Origin of the sequence: uncultured Sphingomonas sp. (assembly GCF_946477935.1) — a bacterium.
GTDB lineage: Bacteria > Pseudomonadota > Alphaproteobacteria > Sphingomonadales > Sphingomonadaceae > Sphingomonas.
Window position 1 is genome coordinate 1 of record NZ_CAMLAC010000021.1, and the last position, 13,527, is coordinate 13,527.

Sequence of the window (13,527 nt, forward strand, 5' to 3'; positions counted from 1 at the left end):
CGGGCTGGATCTGCCGGTCGCGGTGCTGAACCTGGGCAGGGTGGGGAACATCACCTGGGTAGGGCCGGAGGGCGGGCTGGTCGCGTTCGACACGGGGCCTGCCAACGGCCTGATCGATAGCTGGGTGGAGGCGGAGACGGGCGCGCGCTTCGATGCGGACGGGGCGCTGGCGGCGAGCGGGCGGGTGGAGGCGACGGTGCTGGACACGCTGCTCGACAATCCATGGTTCGATGCAGCGCCGCCCAAGTCGCTCGACCGCAACGACTTCACCATTCAGGCCGTGCGCGGTCTCTCCGCGGCGGACGGGGCCGCGACGTTGACCGCGTTCACCGCCGCCACGGTGGCGCGGGCGCTGGAGCATCTGCCCAGCCGGCCGACGCGGTTGCTGGTCGCGGGCGGCGGGCGACATAATCCGACGATGCTGCGGATGATCGCCGGGGCGACGGGGATCGTGCCCGAGCCGAGCGATGCACTTGGCTGGAACGGCGATGCGATGGAGGCCGAAGGCTTTGCCTATATGGCGGTGCGCACGCTCAAAGGCTTGCCGATCAGCTTTCCGGGGACGACGGGCGCCGCGCTGCCGATGCCGGGCGGGGTGGTGAGTGCGCCGGAGCCGTGAGCAACGGCTAACGGCTGTGATGAATGCCGACTTCGCCGTTCACGGGGGGCTTTGCCGCACGGGGGTTGCCGCCGACGCCATCGCGCAGCACGACTGGCTTGGGACAACCATCGACCATCCGCCATACGGTGCGGAGTTCGACCGCATCGGGCAGGTCGCCAAGTTTGCTGACGCCTGCGGTTTTGGCGCCGGCGGCCTTGTCCGCGTGCGGGGCACAGGTCGGCGGCGGGGAGGCAGGGCGTTCCTGCGCATTCGCGGCGGTTGTGAGAAACAGCAAGGCAAGCAGAGCTGAACCACGCATCGATGATCTCCCGGGATAATGGCGGGAAGGTATCACGACGGTGTCGGCCAGGAAAGCCGCCGCCTCAGCGCGCGACGTAGGCGTCGATCAGGGCACCGACGTCATCGGGGTTCTTGCCGGTGAGTTCGGAGGCGGTGTCGCCCTTGCCGTAGATGAAGCCGTAGACGGGATAGGTGGTGCCGCCGAGCCCTTCGGAGTCGCGATACCAGACCTTGACGTCCGACCAGTCGTTGTCGCGCGATACGTCGAACAGGGTGACGTCCTGTTCCGCATGGCCACGCTCTCCATTCTGGCGCGACCAGTTGGCATGAGTGAGCATCACCACCCGGTCCTCGACGATGCGGCTGACCACCGCGACATGGCCGAGCGGGAGGCGCGAGGTCTTCTCGAAGACGATCACCGCGCCGACCTTGGGCGCATGCCCGCGCTTGTACACGCCGTCCGCCTGCTTCCACCAGGTCCAGGCATCGCCATAGATGCGGATGCCCGACGCTTCACGGGCGAAGGGGACGCACTGGCCGACATAGTCGAGCAGCGAGCGCCCCGCCGCGGGCGCCGCGAACAGGATCGATATGATCAGGCCGAATCCGGGAACTCCCTTCATGGACAGCACGATAGCGCCATCTCCATCAACCGGATGTTGCCCATTCTGGTTACCGATCCGGTTACCAGAACGTCCCGCCGCGATCGGGCCCGTGGATCAGCCGCGCCGGGCGCTGGCGCGTGCTTCCAGCAGGCCCCACAGGCCGCGATGCTGCGCGAACAACTGGTTGGCGCCGAAGCTGCGCGCGCGAAGCGCCAGCGCCGCCGCCGGCACGGGCGGGTTGGCGGGCGGCAGGATCGGCACCACCACCTCCACCCCGAAACGGGCGGCGGCGGCATCCAGGACATGACGCAGCGCGCGCCAGTCGGCAAGCAAGGCTCCGACTGCGCCGGTGGCGGACCCGATCCGGTCGGAATTGGCCAGGGCCTCCAGCGTGTGGCGCTGCTGTGCCAGCGCGGTGGCGGTTTCCGCCTGGCCGGGGGTGGAGGGGAGTGGGCCGGCGGCGGCGGTGAGCTGCGCGAGATAGGCGCGCTCCACCGCGAAGCCGGCGGCGGCGTCGATCAGCCAGGGCAGGGTATCGACCTCCGCCCCGCGCGCGAGCGCACATTCGATCATCCCGGGATGGTTGCCATGGATGGCCGTGACGGCGTGTACGGCGTCGGCAAGATCACGCAGCGGTGCATGGGGAGCGAGCAGGCGATCCCAGTGCGGATGTGCCGCGATGCCGTCGACGCTCGCCATCGCGTCGAAGTCGCCGGGGTTGCCGTGCCCGGGTGCCGAGGAAAGTGCCATGCGGCGGCCCTTCAGGAAACCGGCGCAGCGCCGGGGTGCAAAGCCCGACCGGTACAAGATGATCGTTAACAGACAGTTAGCGATATGGGTCGGGGCGCGGGCAGGATGGTGGCGGATGTTACGGCTTTACGCGGGCCACCGTCGCCGCGATAACCCGCCGCCATGGGCCGACCGGTGTCGGCAGCTACGATCCGTTCGGGGAAATTACGGGATGCGCGCATGGGTGCTGGGATTGGCTTTGGCTTCGGTGGGAACGGCGGCGATGATGAGTGAGCACGCACAGGCCGCGGATCGCAGTGCGATCGTGCCGGCCAAGCAGGGCGAACTGACGCTGGACCGCGTGTTCGGCAGCCCCGACCTGTCCGGATCGCAGCCCCGCGGGCTGCGCCTGTCACCCGATGGCACGCTGCTGACCTTTCTGCGCCCGCGCGCCGACGATCGCGAGCGGCTTGACCTGTGGGCGCGCGACACCCGGACCGGCGCGGAGCGGATGCTGGTCGATTCCAAGGCGGTCGGCTCCGGCGCCGAATTGTCCGAGGCCGAAAAGATGCAGCGCGAGCGCGCGCGCATCGGCGGGTCCAAAGGCGTCGTCACCTATGACTGGGCGCCCGACGGCAAGACGATCCTGGTGCCGCTGGACGGCGACCTGTATCTCGCCACGCTGGACGGGCAGGTCCGTCGCCTGACCAACACGGCCGGTGGCGAGCTGAACCCGGTGGTCAGCCCCAAGGGCGGCTATGTCAGCTTCGTGCGCGACCAGAATCTGTGGGCGGTGCCGCTCAGCGGCGGCGAGGCGCAGCCGCTGACCACCGAGGGCAAGGGCACCGTCCATTTCGGCGAGGCCGAGTTCGTCGCGCAGGAGGAAATGCACCGCTTCACCGGCTATTGGTGGAGCCCGGACGAGCGTTACGTCGCGGTCGAGCGGTTCGACGAGGCGCCGGTGCAGGTCGCGGTGCGCGCGGCGATCGGCGCGACGGGGACCAAGGTGTATGAGCAGCGCTATCCCGGCGCCGGCACGCCCAACGCGCTGGTCGACCTGTACGTGATGCGCCCCGACGGGTCGGGCAAGGTGAAGGTCGATCTGGGCAGCAACCCGGACATCTATCTGGCCCGCGTCGACTGGCTGCCCGATGGCTCGGCGCTGCTGGTCCAGCGCGAAAGCCGCGACCAGAAGACGCTCGACATGCTGCGCGTCGACCCTGCCACGGGCAAGTCGACCGTGCTGTTCACGGAGAAATCGGGGGAGCGGAGCTGGCTGAACCTGTCCGACGCGTATCACGTAATGAAGGACGGCAGCCTGATCTGGCGATCGGAGCGGACCGGCTTCGGGCACCTCTACCGTTACAAGGGCGGCAAGTGGACGCAGTTGACCAAGGGCGACTGGGTGGTCACCGGGCTGGTCGGCGTCGATGAGGGCAAGGGGAGGCTCTATTTCACCGGCACCAAGGACGATGTGCTGGAGCAGCATCTCTATGCGCTGGATCTGAACAAGCCCGGCACCGCCACCCGGCTGACCGAGCGTGGCTACACCAATTCCGCGTCGATGGATGACAGCGCCAGCCGCTTCATCGTCTCGCGCTCCGGCCCGAAGCAGCCGACCCAGGTGTACCTCGCGGATACGACCGGCAAGCGGCTGGAATGGATCAACGAGAATGCGGTGGCGGGGTCGCACCCCTATGCGCCCTATCTGGCGAGCCATCAGGAAACGAAGTTCGGCACGCTGAAGGCCAAGGACGGATCGACGCTCTATTGGGAGATGATCACGCCGCCGCTGGAGCCGGGCAAGAAATATCCCGTGTTCTTCCAGCATTATGGCGGACCCGGCACCGGGCAGCAGGTGACGCGCGGCTGGCAGGGGGCGTTGCCGCAGTTCCTGGTCGACCAGGGCTATATCTTCTTCCAGATCGACAATCGCGGCTCGTACAATCGCGGCAAGGCGTTCGAGGACCAGATCTACCACGCGATGGGCACGGTGGAGGTCGAGGACCAGTTGACCGGCGCCGAGTATCTGAAGACGCTGCCCTTCGTCGATGCGGACAAGATCGCCACCTATGGCTGGTCGTACGGCGGCTATATGTCGATCAAGATGCTGGAAAAGACGCCGGGCGTGTATGCGGCGGCGGTCTCCGGCGCGCCGGTGACGGACTGGCAACTGTACGACACCCATTATACCGAACGCTATCTGGGCGATCCGCGTACCGATCCGCAAAGCTATGCGGTCTCGCAAGCGGTGAGCGAGGCGGCGAAGATCAAGGATCCGCTGCTGCTGATCCATGGTATGGCGGACGACAATGTCTTCCTCGACAATGCGACCGTGTTCGCCACCGAGATGCAGAAGACCGATACGCCGTTCGAGATGATGTTCTACCCCGGCCAGACGCACCGCGTCGGCGGACCCGGCGTGTCGCAGCATCTGTGGACCACGATCCTGAATTTCCTCGACCGCGAGGTGAAGCAGAAACCGGCGAAATAAAATTGCCCGTCTGACAAGGATTATTGGGGTTTCGTGTCGCGAGCCCAGAGGCTACGGGCTCGCGGCATTGGTCTAGGAGTATGTGATGGGTTACCGGGTGGTGGTCGCAGGGGCCACGGGCAATGTCGGGCGCGAGATGATCAACATCCTCGCCGAGCGCGAATTCCCGATCGACGAGATCGCGGTGCTCGCCTCGTCGCGCAGCCAGGGCGATCAGATCGAATATGGCGAGACGGGCAAGCAACTGACTGTCAAGAATATCGAGCATTTCGATCCCACCGGCTGGGATATCGCGCTGTTCGCGATCGGGTCGGAGGCGACCAAGGTCTATGCACCCAAGTTCGCCGCCGCGGGCTGCGTGGTGATCGACAATTCATCACTGTACCGCATGGATCCGGACGTGCCGCTGATCGTGCCGGAGGTGAACCCGGATGCGATCGACGGGTACAAGGCGCGCAACATCATCGCCAACCCCAACTGCTCGACCGCGCAGATGGTGGTCGCGCTGAAGCCGCTGCACGACAGGGCGACGGTCAAGCGCGTCGTCGTCGCGACCTATCAGTCGGTATCGGGCGCGGGCAAGCAGGGCATGGACGAGCTGTTCGAGCAGAGCCGCAACATCTTCGTCGGCGATCCGGCCACACCGGTGAAGTTCACCAAGCAGATCGCGTTCAACGTGATCCCGCACATCGACAGCTTCCTGGAGGACGGTACCACCAAGGAAGAATGGAAGATGGTGGCCGAGACCAAGAAGATCCTCGACCCCAAGGTGAAGGTGACCGCGACCTGCGTGCGCGTGCCCGTGTTCGTCGGCCATTCCGAGGCGCTGAACATCGAGTTCGAGAACGAGATCTCGGCCGAGGAAGCGCAGAGCATCCTGCGTGAAGCGCCGGGCGTGATGCTGGTCGATAAGCGCGAGGATGGCGGCTACGTCACGCCGGTCGAGTGCGTCGGCGATTACGCGACGTTCATCAGCCGCGTGCGTGAGGACTCGACCGTCGACAATGGTTTGTCGCTGTGGTGCGTGTCGGACAATCTGCGTAAAGGTGCCGCGCTGAACGCGGTGCAGATCGCCGAACTGCTCGGCCGGCGGCATCTGAAGAAGGCGGATTGATCGCTTATTTCCCTCTCCCCTCTGGGGGGAGAGGGACCCGTCGCGTCAGCGGTGGGAGGGTGAGGGGGTGCCAAGCAGCGCAGCATTGCTGGTCTGCCTCTCACCCTTCCCACTGCCTTCGGCAGTGGGCCCCTTCCCTCTCCCCGCAGGGGAGAGGGCGTTGAAGGTCAATGCCCGATATACCGGCCCGGCCGGTGCCAGGCGATCAGGATCAGGCTGATCGAGGCGGCGCTGAGCGCGGACCAGGCCAGTTGCGCGCCGGTCACCACCGGCACCGCCAGCGCCAGGATCAGCACGTCGAGCGCGATCTGCGTGTGGCCGGCGTTCCAGCCGCGGCTGCGCTGGAGCCACAGGGTCACTACCCCGGTGCCGCCGACGCCGGCCTGGTGCCGGGCGAGCGCCAGGATGCCCATGCCGATCACCGTGCCGCCGACCACGCTGGCAAAGGCGGGGTGGACGTCGATCACATGGACCGACACCCGCGTTGCCGCGGAAAAGGCAGCGATGCCGACATTGACCAGCACCGTCTTCACCGCGAAGCGCGCACCCATCACCTTGTGCGCGAAGATGAAGAAGGGGATGTTGATGAGCGTGAACAGCACGCCGGCCGGCAACGGCACCAGATAGGACAACAGCAGCGCGACGCCTGCGATGCCCCCCGTCACCAGCCCGGCGGCATGCAGGAACAGCAGGCCGACGATGATCAGGATGCATCCGATGGCGAGCGCATAGGCGTCTTCGAGCAGGCTGTGCGGCCGGCCGATCGGGCTGGGGGGAAGGTCGGTATCGGCTTGCATCAAGGGTCCGGATCGCGGGTGGAGGATCCCTCTCCGGCATGCCGCAGGCTCTTTGCGGCTGCTGGCTGATCGGTCATGTTAGACCAACGGGGCATCCCGCGTCTACGGCGTGCCCCGGGCAGGAGACAGGCCGGACAGGAGATAGGGGAGCATGACCGAACCGATGACCGGCGGCTGCCAGTGCAGTCGCATCCGCTACGAAGCGACGATCGAGGATGGCGATGAAGCCTATCTTTGCCATTGCAAGATGTGCAGGCGCGCGACCGGGGGCGCGTCCACCGCCTTCGTCAACGTCGCGCGCGATCGGCTGCGCTGGCTGGCCGAGCCTGACTGGTATCGGTCCTCACCGATCGCGGTGCGGCCCTTCTGCGCGACATGCGGAACGCCGCTCGGCTTCGCCTTTGCGGACGGGGAGGGGAATATCGATCTGACCTTGGGGTCTTTCGACGATCCGACCCGGTTCAAGCCGGTGCGCAACTATGCTAGCGAGAGCATCCTTCCCGCCTGGCAGGACACGTCTCACCTGCCGGGCATGCGCTCCGACGAGAATGCGAGCGTGACCCAGCGATGGATGGATAGCCTTGGCCGACTTCCCGATTGATACCCAGTATTTCGACAGCTTCGACGGTACGCGCATCGCGTGGCATGAACTGGGGGAAGGGCGTGCCCTCGTCCTGATCCACGGATATTTCTCCGACGCGAACACCAATTGGATCCGGTACGGCCATGCGGCGGCGATCGCGGCCAAGGGCTACCGCGTCATCATGCCGGATCTGCGCGCGCATGGGCAAAGCGCCCGGCCGCATGACGATGCCGCCTATCTGCCGGATACGCTGACCCGCGACGGTCATGCACTGGTCGAGCATCTGGGGCTGACCGACTATGATCTGGGTGGCTATTCGCTGGGCGCCCGCACCGTGTCGCGCATGCTGGCGACAGGCGCGCAGCCGGGCCGGATCATCTTTGCCGGCATGGGGCTGGACGGGCTGACCGACACCCACCGCCGCGTCGATCATTTCACCAACATCCTCACCAATCTCGGTCGGCACGAGCGTGGCAGCCCGGAATGGCTGGCAGAGGCGTTCCTGAAGACGACGAAGGGCGATTCCGTCGCTCTGCTCGGCATCCTCAAGACCTTTGTGGACACGCCGCTGGCGGCGATCCGCGGGTTCGATCAGCCCGCGCTGGTCGTGGCCGGCGTCGAGGATTTTGACAATGGCTCGGCCCGGGACCTGGCGGATGCGTTGCCCAACGCGACCTACAGCGAGATTCCCGGCGGCCATATGAGCTGCGTCGCCAAGCCGGAACTGGGGCAGGCGATCGCGGCGTTCTTGTAGAGCGGTACCCTCTCCCCTCTGGGGAGAGGGAGTGAGAAGGAATGATCTGCTTGACGTGGGCGCACCCATCACGCCACGATCGTTACAGAAAATACCAATGGGAACCCTGATGATCCGGACCGCGATTTCGACGGCGGCGCTCGCTTGTGCGCTCGTCTCTCCCGCTCTTGCCCAGACCAGTGCGCCGGCGCCGGCCCCCGCCACGCCGGCGGCTGCCGACGCCTTCGTGGCCGAGGCCGAGAAGACCAGCGCGGAAAAATCCGTCGATGCGCAGCGCATCGCCTGGGTCAACGCCACCTACATCACCGACGATACCGATGCGCTGGCCGCCAAGTCGGGCGCGGAAATGACCGACATGGCGGTTCGGTACGGCCTGGGCGCCGCACGCTATCAGGCGCTGCCCGGCCTGTCCTACGACACCAAGCGCAAGCTGGACCTGATGCGCGGCGGCATCACGCTGCCGGCCCCGACGACGCCGGGCCAGTCGACCGAACTGGCGACGCTGACCACGCGCATGTCCTCGTCCTATGGCAAGGGCAAGGGGCTGCTGGACGGCAAGCCGATCAACGGGTCGGACATTGAGGAGGCGATGGGCACATCGCGCGATCCGGCCAAGTTGCAGGAGATGTGGGTAAGCTGGCACGACAATGTCGGCGCACCGATGCGCGCCGATTACGCCAAGATGAGCGCGATCTCGAACGAGGGTGCCAAGGAACTGGGCTATGCCGATGTCGGCGCGCTGTGGCGTTCGGGCTACGACATGCCACCCGAACAGTTCGCCAAGCTGACCGACCAGATCTGGGCCGAGGTGGAGCCGCTGTACAAGGCGCTGCACACCTATGTCCGCTGGAAGCTGAACGAAAAATATGGCGATGCGGTGCAGCCCAGGACCGGCGCGATCCGTGCCGATCTGCTGGGCAACATGTGGGCGCAGGAATGGGGCAACATCTATGATATCGTCGCGCCCGCAGGGGCCGGCGATGTCGGCTATGACATCGGCGATCTGCTGAAGGCGAAGAACTACGATCCGACGCGGATGGTGAAGCAGGGTGAGGCTTTCTACTCGTCGCTTGGCTTCAAGCCGCTGCCCGAGACCTTCTGGCAGCGTTCGCAGATCGTGAAGCCTGCCGACCGCGAGGTGATCTGTCACGCATCGGCCTGGGACGTCGACAATGTGGACGATATCCGCATCAAGATGTGCACCAAGGTGAATGCGGATGACTTCATCACCATCCATCACGAACTCGGCCATAACTATTACCAGCGCGCCTATAACCAGCAGCCTTTCTTCTACAAGAACGGCGCCAATGACGGTTTCCATGAAGCAATCGGCGATACCGTCGCGCTGTCGATCACGCCCGACTATCTGGTGAAGATCGGCCTGCTGGACGCCGCCCGCGTGCCGAACGCGGACAAGGATATCGGCCTGCTGCTGCGTCAGGCGATGGACAAGGTGGCGTTCCTGCCCTTTGGCCTGCTGATCGACAAATGGCGCTGGGGCGTGTTTTCGGGGGCGATCAAGCCGGACCAGTATCAGGCGGGCTGGGACGCGCTGCGCCTGCAATATCAGGGTGTGAAGCCCCCCGTCCCGCGCGACGAGACCAGGTTCGATCCGGGTGCCAAATATCACATTCCGGCGGCGGTGCCCTATACCCGCTACTTCCTGGCGCGGGTGCTGCAGTTCCAGTTCTACGAGGCGGCGTGCAAGCAGTCCGGCTGGAAGGGGCCGCTGCATCGCTGCTCTTTCTACGGCAACAAGGCGGTGGGCGAGAAGCTGAACGCGATGCTGGCGATGGGCCAGTCAAAGCCCTGGCCGGATGCGCTGGAGGTCTTCACCGGCAGCCGGACCATGTCGGGCAAGGCGCTGGTCCAGTATTTTGCCCCGCTCAAGGCCTGGCTGGACAAGCAGAACAAGGGCAAGCCGCAGGGCTGGTAATCCGCTGGTCCCCTCCCGCTGCGCAGGCGGGAGGGGGTATGCTTATTCGGGGATGGTGCCCTCGTCGGCGATGCCGGCCTCGAACGAGTCCGAGGAGTCGGTGCCGTCCGCCTGATGCGCGCGGGCAGCCGGTGTGCTGCCGCGTAACGACAGCAGCGCGGCCGCTGCGGCACCCGCCGTCGCGAGGCCGCCGACGATGGTGGCGATGCCCCATTTGCCGCCGACCTTGTCGATGCCGGTACGCTTGGCCTGAACGGGCTTCTTGGCCGGCGCCGGGGTGGCGCGGGGCGTGCTGCGCTTGGACGAGCGCGGCTTGGGCGGGGCCTTTGCCTTCTTCTCCGCCTTGGCCGGCTTGTCGAGCTTGTCCACCTTGGCGGTGCGCGAACGCTTGGGCGCGGTTGCGCTCGATTTGGAGGGCGAGCGGCGGCGCGGCGGCGATTTGGGTGCCGAGGGCTTGGGCGTGTCGGGGGTGTCGGCCATGGCAAAGCTCCGAACGATTGATTCGGTGCCGTAACGCCCGACACTCCCGCCGGTTGCTTAGCGGAACGGCGGTTCGTTGAAGGCGCGCAGCTTGCGGCTGTGCAGCTTGGCGCCCTCCAGCCGCAACTGCTCGCATGCCTCGATGCCGATGCGCATATGCTCGTTGATCGCGCGTTCGTAGAAGCGGTTGGCCTGGCCGGGCAGCTTCAATTCGCCGTGCAGCGGCTTGTCGGAGACGCACAGCAGCGTGCCGTAGGGGACGCGGAAGCGATATCCCTGCGCCGCGATCGTCGCCGATTCCATGTCGATGCCCACCGCACGCGACAGCGAGAAGCGCAGCGCCGATTTGGAATAGCGCAGCTCCCAGTTGCGATCGTCGGTGGTGACGATCGTCCCGGTCCTCAGACGCCGCTTCAACTCGTCCCCCGACTGCCCCGACACGATCTCCGCCGCCTTGGCCATCGCCACCTGCACCTCCGCGATCGCCGGCACGGGTATTTCAGGGGGGAGGACATCATCGAGGACGTGATCGTCGCGCAGATAGGCGTGGGCGAGGACATAGTCGCCGATGCGCTGGCTGGGGCGCAGGCCGCCGCAGTGTCCGATCATCAGCCACGCCTCGGGCCGCATCACCGCCAGATGGTCGCAGATCGTCTTGGCGTTGGAAGGGCCGACACCGATATTGACCAGGGTGATGCCGGTGCCGTCCTCCGCCATCAGGTGATAGGCCGGCATCTGGTGACGACGCCACGCGCTGTCGGTCACCAGCTTGTCGACATCCTCGGGGCTTTCGATGACGATGCCGCCTGCGCCCGACAGCGCGGTGAAGCGGCTGCCCTCGCCAAGCTGCGATGCGCCCCAGCGAACGAATTCATCGACATAGCGGTGATAATTGGTGAACAGCACGAACCGCTGCGTATGCTCGGCCGGCGTGCCCATATAGTGGCGCAGCCGGGCCAGGCTGAAATCGGTGCGCAGCGCATCGAACAGCGCGAGCGGGCGGGTGCCGTCGATGCTGAGCCACAGGCCGTCGGCGATCTCGTCGCCGATAAAGGCCAGCTCGGTGGCCGGGAAATAGCGGGCGAGCTCGGCCGCGGACACTTGATCGAGGCTGAGCGCGTGGCCGGGATCGAGGACGTAAGGAAAGGGAATTTCCTGCCGTCCGGGTGCCGCCTCCACCGTCACGTCATAATCCTCGATGAGCAGCGTCAACTGCTCGCTCAGATAGTCGGCGAACAGGCCGGGCTTGGTGACGCTGATCCGGTAATCGCCGGGCGAGACCAGGCGGCCGAACGAGCGCATCGGCGTGGGGCGGACATCGTCGCCGCGGAAGGACAGGCGGATTTCGGGGTAGGCGAAGCAGCCTTGGGCACGCGCGGCAGCATCGGGGACGGTGCCACCGTCAAGATAGGCGGTCAGCGCCGCCTTCAGCCGGTCGACGGAGGCGGTGTAGAGACGATCCAGTTCAGCGACAACGGTTTCAGCTTGGGTCATGACCGTCGAGCTAGGACCAATGCGGCCATGAGGCAAGGCAGGGCAGGCCGATCGCCGGCACGACAAGGGGAGGGCGCACGCGGCCCTCCCTGGATCGGTACGTTATCCGCGCTTTACTGGGCAGACTTGTACGTCTTGTCATCCTCGCTGCCGCCTTCACGCAGCTTTGTCGCGCCGATCGCGGCACCCGCTACGGCCGCTGCCACGCCGGCGGCGATCCCGGCCGCGGCATAAGGGTGATCCTTGGCTGCCTGCACGGTGGCGCTGGATGCGGAAGAGACCTTCTCGCCGGCCGTCTTGGCGGCATCCTGCGCCTTCTCGGTCAGCGACTTCTTGTGCTCGGCGTCGGTTTCAGTCTTGGTGGTCATGGTTCTGACTCCCTCGATACGGTCCGACAATGAAAACGCTCCGGCGGGGCAGACCGTTCCGTAAGCGGTCCGATCCACCCGGACAGGATGAGCGGATCAGAGCACGGACAGCAGATGCTCGGCCGAACTCACCTTGAACTCGCCGGGCTGTTCGACGAACAGATGTTCGACCACCCCGTCGTTCACCAGCATGGCGTAGCGCCGGCTGCGCGTCCCCATGCCGAACTTCGATCCGTCCATCGTCAGGCCCAGCGCACGGGCGAAATCACCATTGCCGTCGGCCAGCATCGTCACGCCGTCCGCACCGCTTGCCTTGCTCCAGGCGCGTAGCACGAAGGCATCGTTGACCGCGGTGCAGGCCACTTCGTCCACACCTCGGGCCTTCAGCGCCTCCGCCTGGGCGACGAAGCCGGGCAGATGCTGTGCGGAACAGGTGGGGGTGAAGGCGCCCGGCACCGCGAACAGCGCCACGCGGCGGCCGGCGAAATAGCTGGCGGCATCCACCTGGTCGGGGCCGTCGCTCGTCACCTTGACCAGCGTGGCGGAGGGCAGGCGTTCGCCGATGGTGATCGTCATCATGGTCTCCCGGCCGCGAAACGGAGAGCGTGCGGCGCATGGACGGTCATGCGTTCGATCGAACCTTGATTTCAAGCGTGGCGAGCGCGCGGCATGCTGCCTATGTTGACCGGCGTGAACGAAGCGACCTTTCTGTCCGGCCAGTTTCTGCTGGCCATGCCCGGCATGGGCGACCCCCGGTTCGAGCGCGCGGTGATCGCGATGTGCGGCCATGACAAACATGGTGCGCTGGGCATCGGCCTGGGCGCGACGATCGAGGGGCTGAGCCTGCACGACCTGCTCGACCAGTTCCAGATCGCGCATGGCGCCGCGCCCAATGCCCCGGTTCACTTCGGTGGACCCGTGGAGCCGCGCCGCGGCTTTGTCGTCCATTCGCTGGAATGGCGTGGGCAGGACACGATCAACGTCGCCGATCGCTGGGCGCTGTCAGGCACCGTCGATGTGCTGCGGGCGATCGCCGAGGGCACGGGGCCGGAACGCTGGGTGGTGGCGCTCGGCTATGCCGGCTGGGAGGGCGGGCAACTGGACGGCGAATTGGCGCGGCCGGGCTGGTTCAACGTCGCGGGCGAGCCATCGCTGCTGTTCGATACACCCACCGAGGAGCGCTGGACGCGTGCCTTCGCCGCCGCCGGCGTCGATCCGCGATTGCTGGTGATCGGAGGGGGGACCGCCTGACTTCCTCGTGCATCGGGACAT

At 66.2% G+C, this 13,527-nt stretch carries 15 protein-coding genes; 7 read left to right on the forward strand and 8 right to left on the reverse strand.

Features of this window, described 5'->3' with window-relative positions:
- Positions 1 to 619, forward strand: a 619-nt coding sequence (locus Q0U08_RS04110) for an anhydro-N-acetylmuramic acid kinase (protein ID WP_298089908.1), incomplete at its 5' end; no start/stop codon positions are given.
- Between the two features lie 7 nt (positions 620 to 626).
- Here the strand turns inward: Q0U08_RS04110 and Q0U08_RS04115 are convergent.
- The 3 genes from Q0U08_RS04115 to Q0U08_RS04125 all read right to left on the reverse strand — a co-directional run bounded on the left by Q0U08_RS04115 (position 627) and on the right by Q0U08_RS04125 (position 2,256).
- Positions 627 to 920 carry a hypothetical protein gene (locus Q0U08_RS04115; protein WP_298089909.1) on the reverse strand — a complete coding sequence of 98 codons (294 nt, stop codon included), beginning with the start codon at positions 918 to 920 and terminating at the stop codon, positions 627 to 629.
- A 64-nt stretch (positions 921 to 984) separates the two neighbouring features.
- Positions 985 to 1,524 (reverse strand): CHAP domain-containing protein, encoded by a 540-nt coding sequence (locus Q0U08_RS04120; protein ID WP_298089935.1) that lies wholly within the window; start codon positions 1,522 to 1,524, stop codon positions 985 to 987.
- Positions 1,525 to 1,620: 96 nt separating this feature from the next.
- Positions 1,621 to 2,256, reverse strand: a complete 636-nt coding sequence (locus Q0U08_RS04125; protein ID WP_298089911.1) for a hypothetical protein — start codon at positions 2,254 to 2,256, stop codon at positions 1,621 to 1,623.
- Between the two features lie 265 nt (positions 2,257 to 2,521).
- On the opposite strand from Q0U08_RS04125, the gene Q0U08_RS04130 reads away from it, so the two are divergent.
- The gene (locus Q0U08_RS04130) at positions 2,522 to 4,729 is read left to right on the forward strand and encodes a DPP IV N-terminal domain-containing protein (RefSeq protein WP_298089936.1); all 2,208 of its coding nucleotides are present in this window, start codon (positions 2,522 to 2,524) and stop codon (positions 4,727 to 4,729) included.
- An 85-nt stretch (positions 4,730 to 4,814) separates the two neighbouring features.
- Positions 4,815 to 5,843, forward strand: coding sequence for an aspartate-semialdehyde dehydrogenase (locus Q0U08_RS04135; RefSeq protein ID WP_298089912.1), 1,029 nt, complete (start codon positions 4,815 to 4,817; stop codon positions 5,841 to 5,843).
- Between the two features lie 167 nt (positions 5,844 to 6,010).
- On the opposite strand, the gene Q0U08_RS04140 is transcribed toward Q0U08_RS04135, so the two are convergent.
- A complete protein-coding gene (locus Q0U08_RS04140; RefSeq protein WP_298089913.1) occupies positions 6,011 to 6,640 on the reverse strand; it encodes a YitT family protein in 630 nt (209 codons plus the stop codon).
- Between the two features lie 151 nt (positions 6,641 to 6,791).
- Here Q0U08_RS04140 and Q0U08_RS04145 point away from each other — a divergent pair, with 151 nt between their 5' ends.
- From Q0U08_RS04145 to Q0U08_RS04155, 3 genes are all read left to right on the forward strand, one after another.
- Entirely contained in the window at positions 6,792 to 7,241 is a 450-nt protein-coding gene (locus Q0U08_RS04145; protein WP_298089914.1) for a GFA family protein, read from the forward strand.
- Positions 7,222 to 7,977: an alpha/beta fold hydrolase gene (locus tag Q0U08_RS04150; RefSeq protein WP_298089915.1), complete on the forward strand. Its 756-nt coding sequence runs from the start codon at positions 7,222 to 7,224 to the stop codon at positions 7,975 to 7,977. Before Q0U08_RS04145 ends, Q0U08_RS04150 begins: the two co-directional genes overlap by 20 nt.
- 109 nt (positions 7,978 to 8,086) lie before the next feature.
- Entirely contained in the window at positions 8,087 to 9,913 is a 1,827-nt protein-coding gene (locus Q0U08_RS04155) for a M2 family metallopeptidase (protein ID WP_298089917.1), read from the forward strand.
- A gap of 42 nt (positions 9,914 to 9,955) precedes the next feature.
- On the opposite strand, the gene Q0U08_RS04160 is transcribed toward Q0U08_RS04155, so the two are convergent.
- The 4 genes from Q0U08_RS04160 to Q0U08_RS04175 all read right to left on the reverse strand — a co-directional run bounded on the left by Q0U08_RS04160 (position 9,956) and on the right by Q0U08_RS04175 (position 12,831).
- A complete protein-coding gene (locus Q0U08_RS04160) occupies positions 9,956 to 10,393 on the reverse strand; it encodes a hypothetical protein (protein ID WP_298089918.1) in 438 nt (145 codons plus the stop codon).
- A gap of 57 nt (positions 10,394 to 10,450) precedes the next feature.
- Positions 10,451 to 11,887 (reverse strand): AMP nucleosidase, encoded by a 1,437-nt coding sequence (locus tag Q0U08_RS04165; protein WP_298089920.1) that lies wholly within the window; start codon positions 11,885 to 11,887, stop codon positions 10,451 to 10,453.
- A gap of 113 nt (positions 11,888 to 12,000) precedes the next feature.
- Positions 12,001 to 12,255, reverse strand: a complete 255-nt coding sequence (locus Q0U08_RS04170) for a hypothetical protein (RefSeq protein WP_298089922.1) — start codon at positions 12,253 to 12,255, stop codon at positions 12,001 to 12,003.
- Positions 12,256 to 12,351: 96 nt separating this feature from the next.
- The gene (locus Q0U08_RS04175) at positions 12,352 to 12,831 is read right to left on the reverse strand and encodes a peroxiredoxin (protein WP_112382660.1); all 480 of its coding nucleotides are present in this window, start codon (positions 12,829 to 12,831) and stop codon (positions 12,352 to 12,354) included.
- Positions 12,832 to 12,933: 102 nt separating this feature from the next.
- On the opposite strand from Q0U08_RS04175, the gene Q0U08_RS04180 reads away from it, so the two are divergent.
- Positions 12,934 to 13,506, forward strand: a complete 573-nt coding sequence (locus Q0U08_RS04180; RefSeq protein WP_298089938.1) for a YqgE/AlgH family protein — start codon at positions 12,934 to 12,936, stop codon at positions 13,504 to 13,506.
- Positions 13,507 to 13,527: the final 21 nt, after the last annotated feature.

Coding starts and splice junctions, on each gene's coding strand:
- Q0U08_RS04175 (WP_112382660.1), bottom strand. CDS start 12,831: ATGACGATCACCATCGGCGAACGCCTGCCCTCCGCCACGCTGGTCAAG.
- Q0U08_RS04180 (WP_298089938.1), top strand. CDS start 12,934: ATGTTGACCGGCGTGAACGAAGCGACCTTTCTGTCCGGCCAGTTTCTG.
- Q0U08_RS04165 (WP_298089920.1), bottom strand. CDS start 11,887: ATGACCCAAGCTGAAACCGTTGTCGCTGAACTGGATCGTCTCTACACC.
- Q0U08_RS04160 (WP_298089918.1), bottom strand. CDS start 10,393: ATGGCCGACACCCCCGACACGCCCAAGCCCTCGGCACCCAAATCGCCG.
- Q0U08_RS04145 (WP_298089914.1), top strand. CDS start 6,792: ATGACCGAACCGATGACCGGCGGCTGCCAGTGCAGTCGCATCCGCTAC.
- Q0U08_RS04130 (WP_298089936.1), top strand. CDS start 2,522: ATGAGTGAGCACGCACAGGCCGCGGATCGCAGTGCGATCGTGCCGGCC.
- Q0U08_RS04125 (WP_298089911.1), bottom strand. CDS start 2,256: ATGGCACTTTCCTCGGCACCCGGGCACGGCAACCCCGGCGACTTCGAC.
- Q0U08_RS04120 (WP_298089935.1), bottom strand. CDS start 1,524: ATGAAGGGAGTTCCCGGATTCGGCCTGATCATATCGATCCTGTTCGCG.
- Q0U08_RS04155 (WP_298089917.1), top strand. CDS start 8,087: ATGATCCGGACCGCGATTTCGACGGCGGCGCTCGCTTGTGCGCTCGTC.
- Q0U08_RS04140 (WP_298089913.1), bottom strand. CDS start 6,640: ATGCAAGCCGATACCGACCTTCCCCCCAGCCCGATCGGCCGGCCGCAC.
- Q0U08_RS04115 (WP_298089909.1), bottom strand. CDS start 920: ATGCGTGGTTCAGCTCTGCTTGCCTTGCTGTTTCTCACAACCGCCGCG.
- Q0U08_RS04135 (WP_298089912.1), top strand. CDS start 4,815: ATGGGTTACCGGGTGGTGGTCGCAGGGGCCACGGGCAATGTCGGGCGC.
- Q0U08_RS04170 (WP_298089922.1), bottom strand. CDS start 12,255: ATGACCACCAAGACTGAAACCGACGCCGAGCACAAGAAGTCGCTGACC.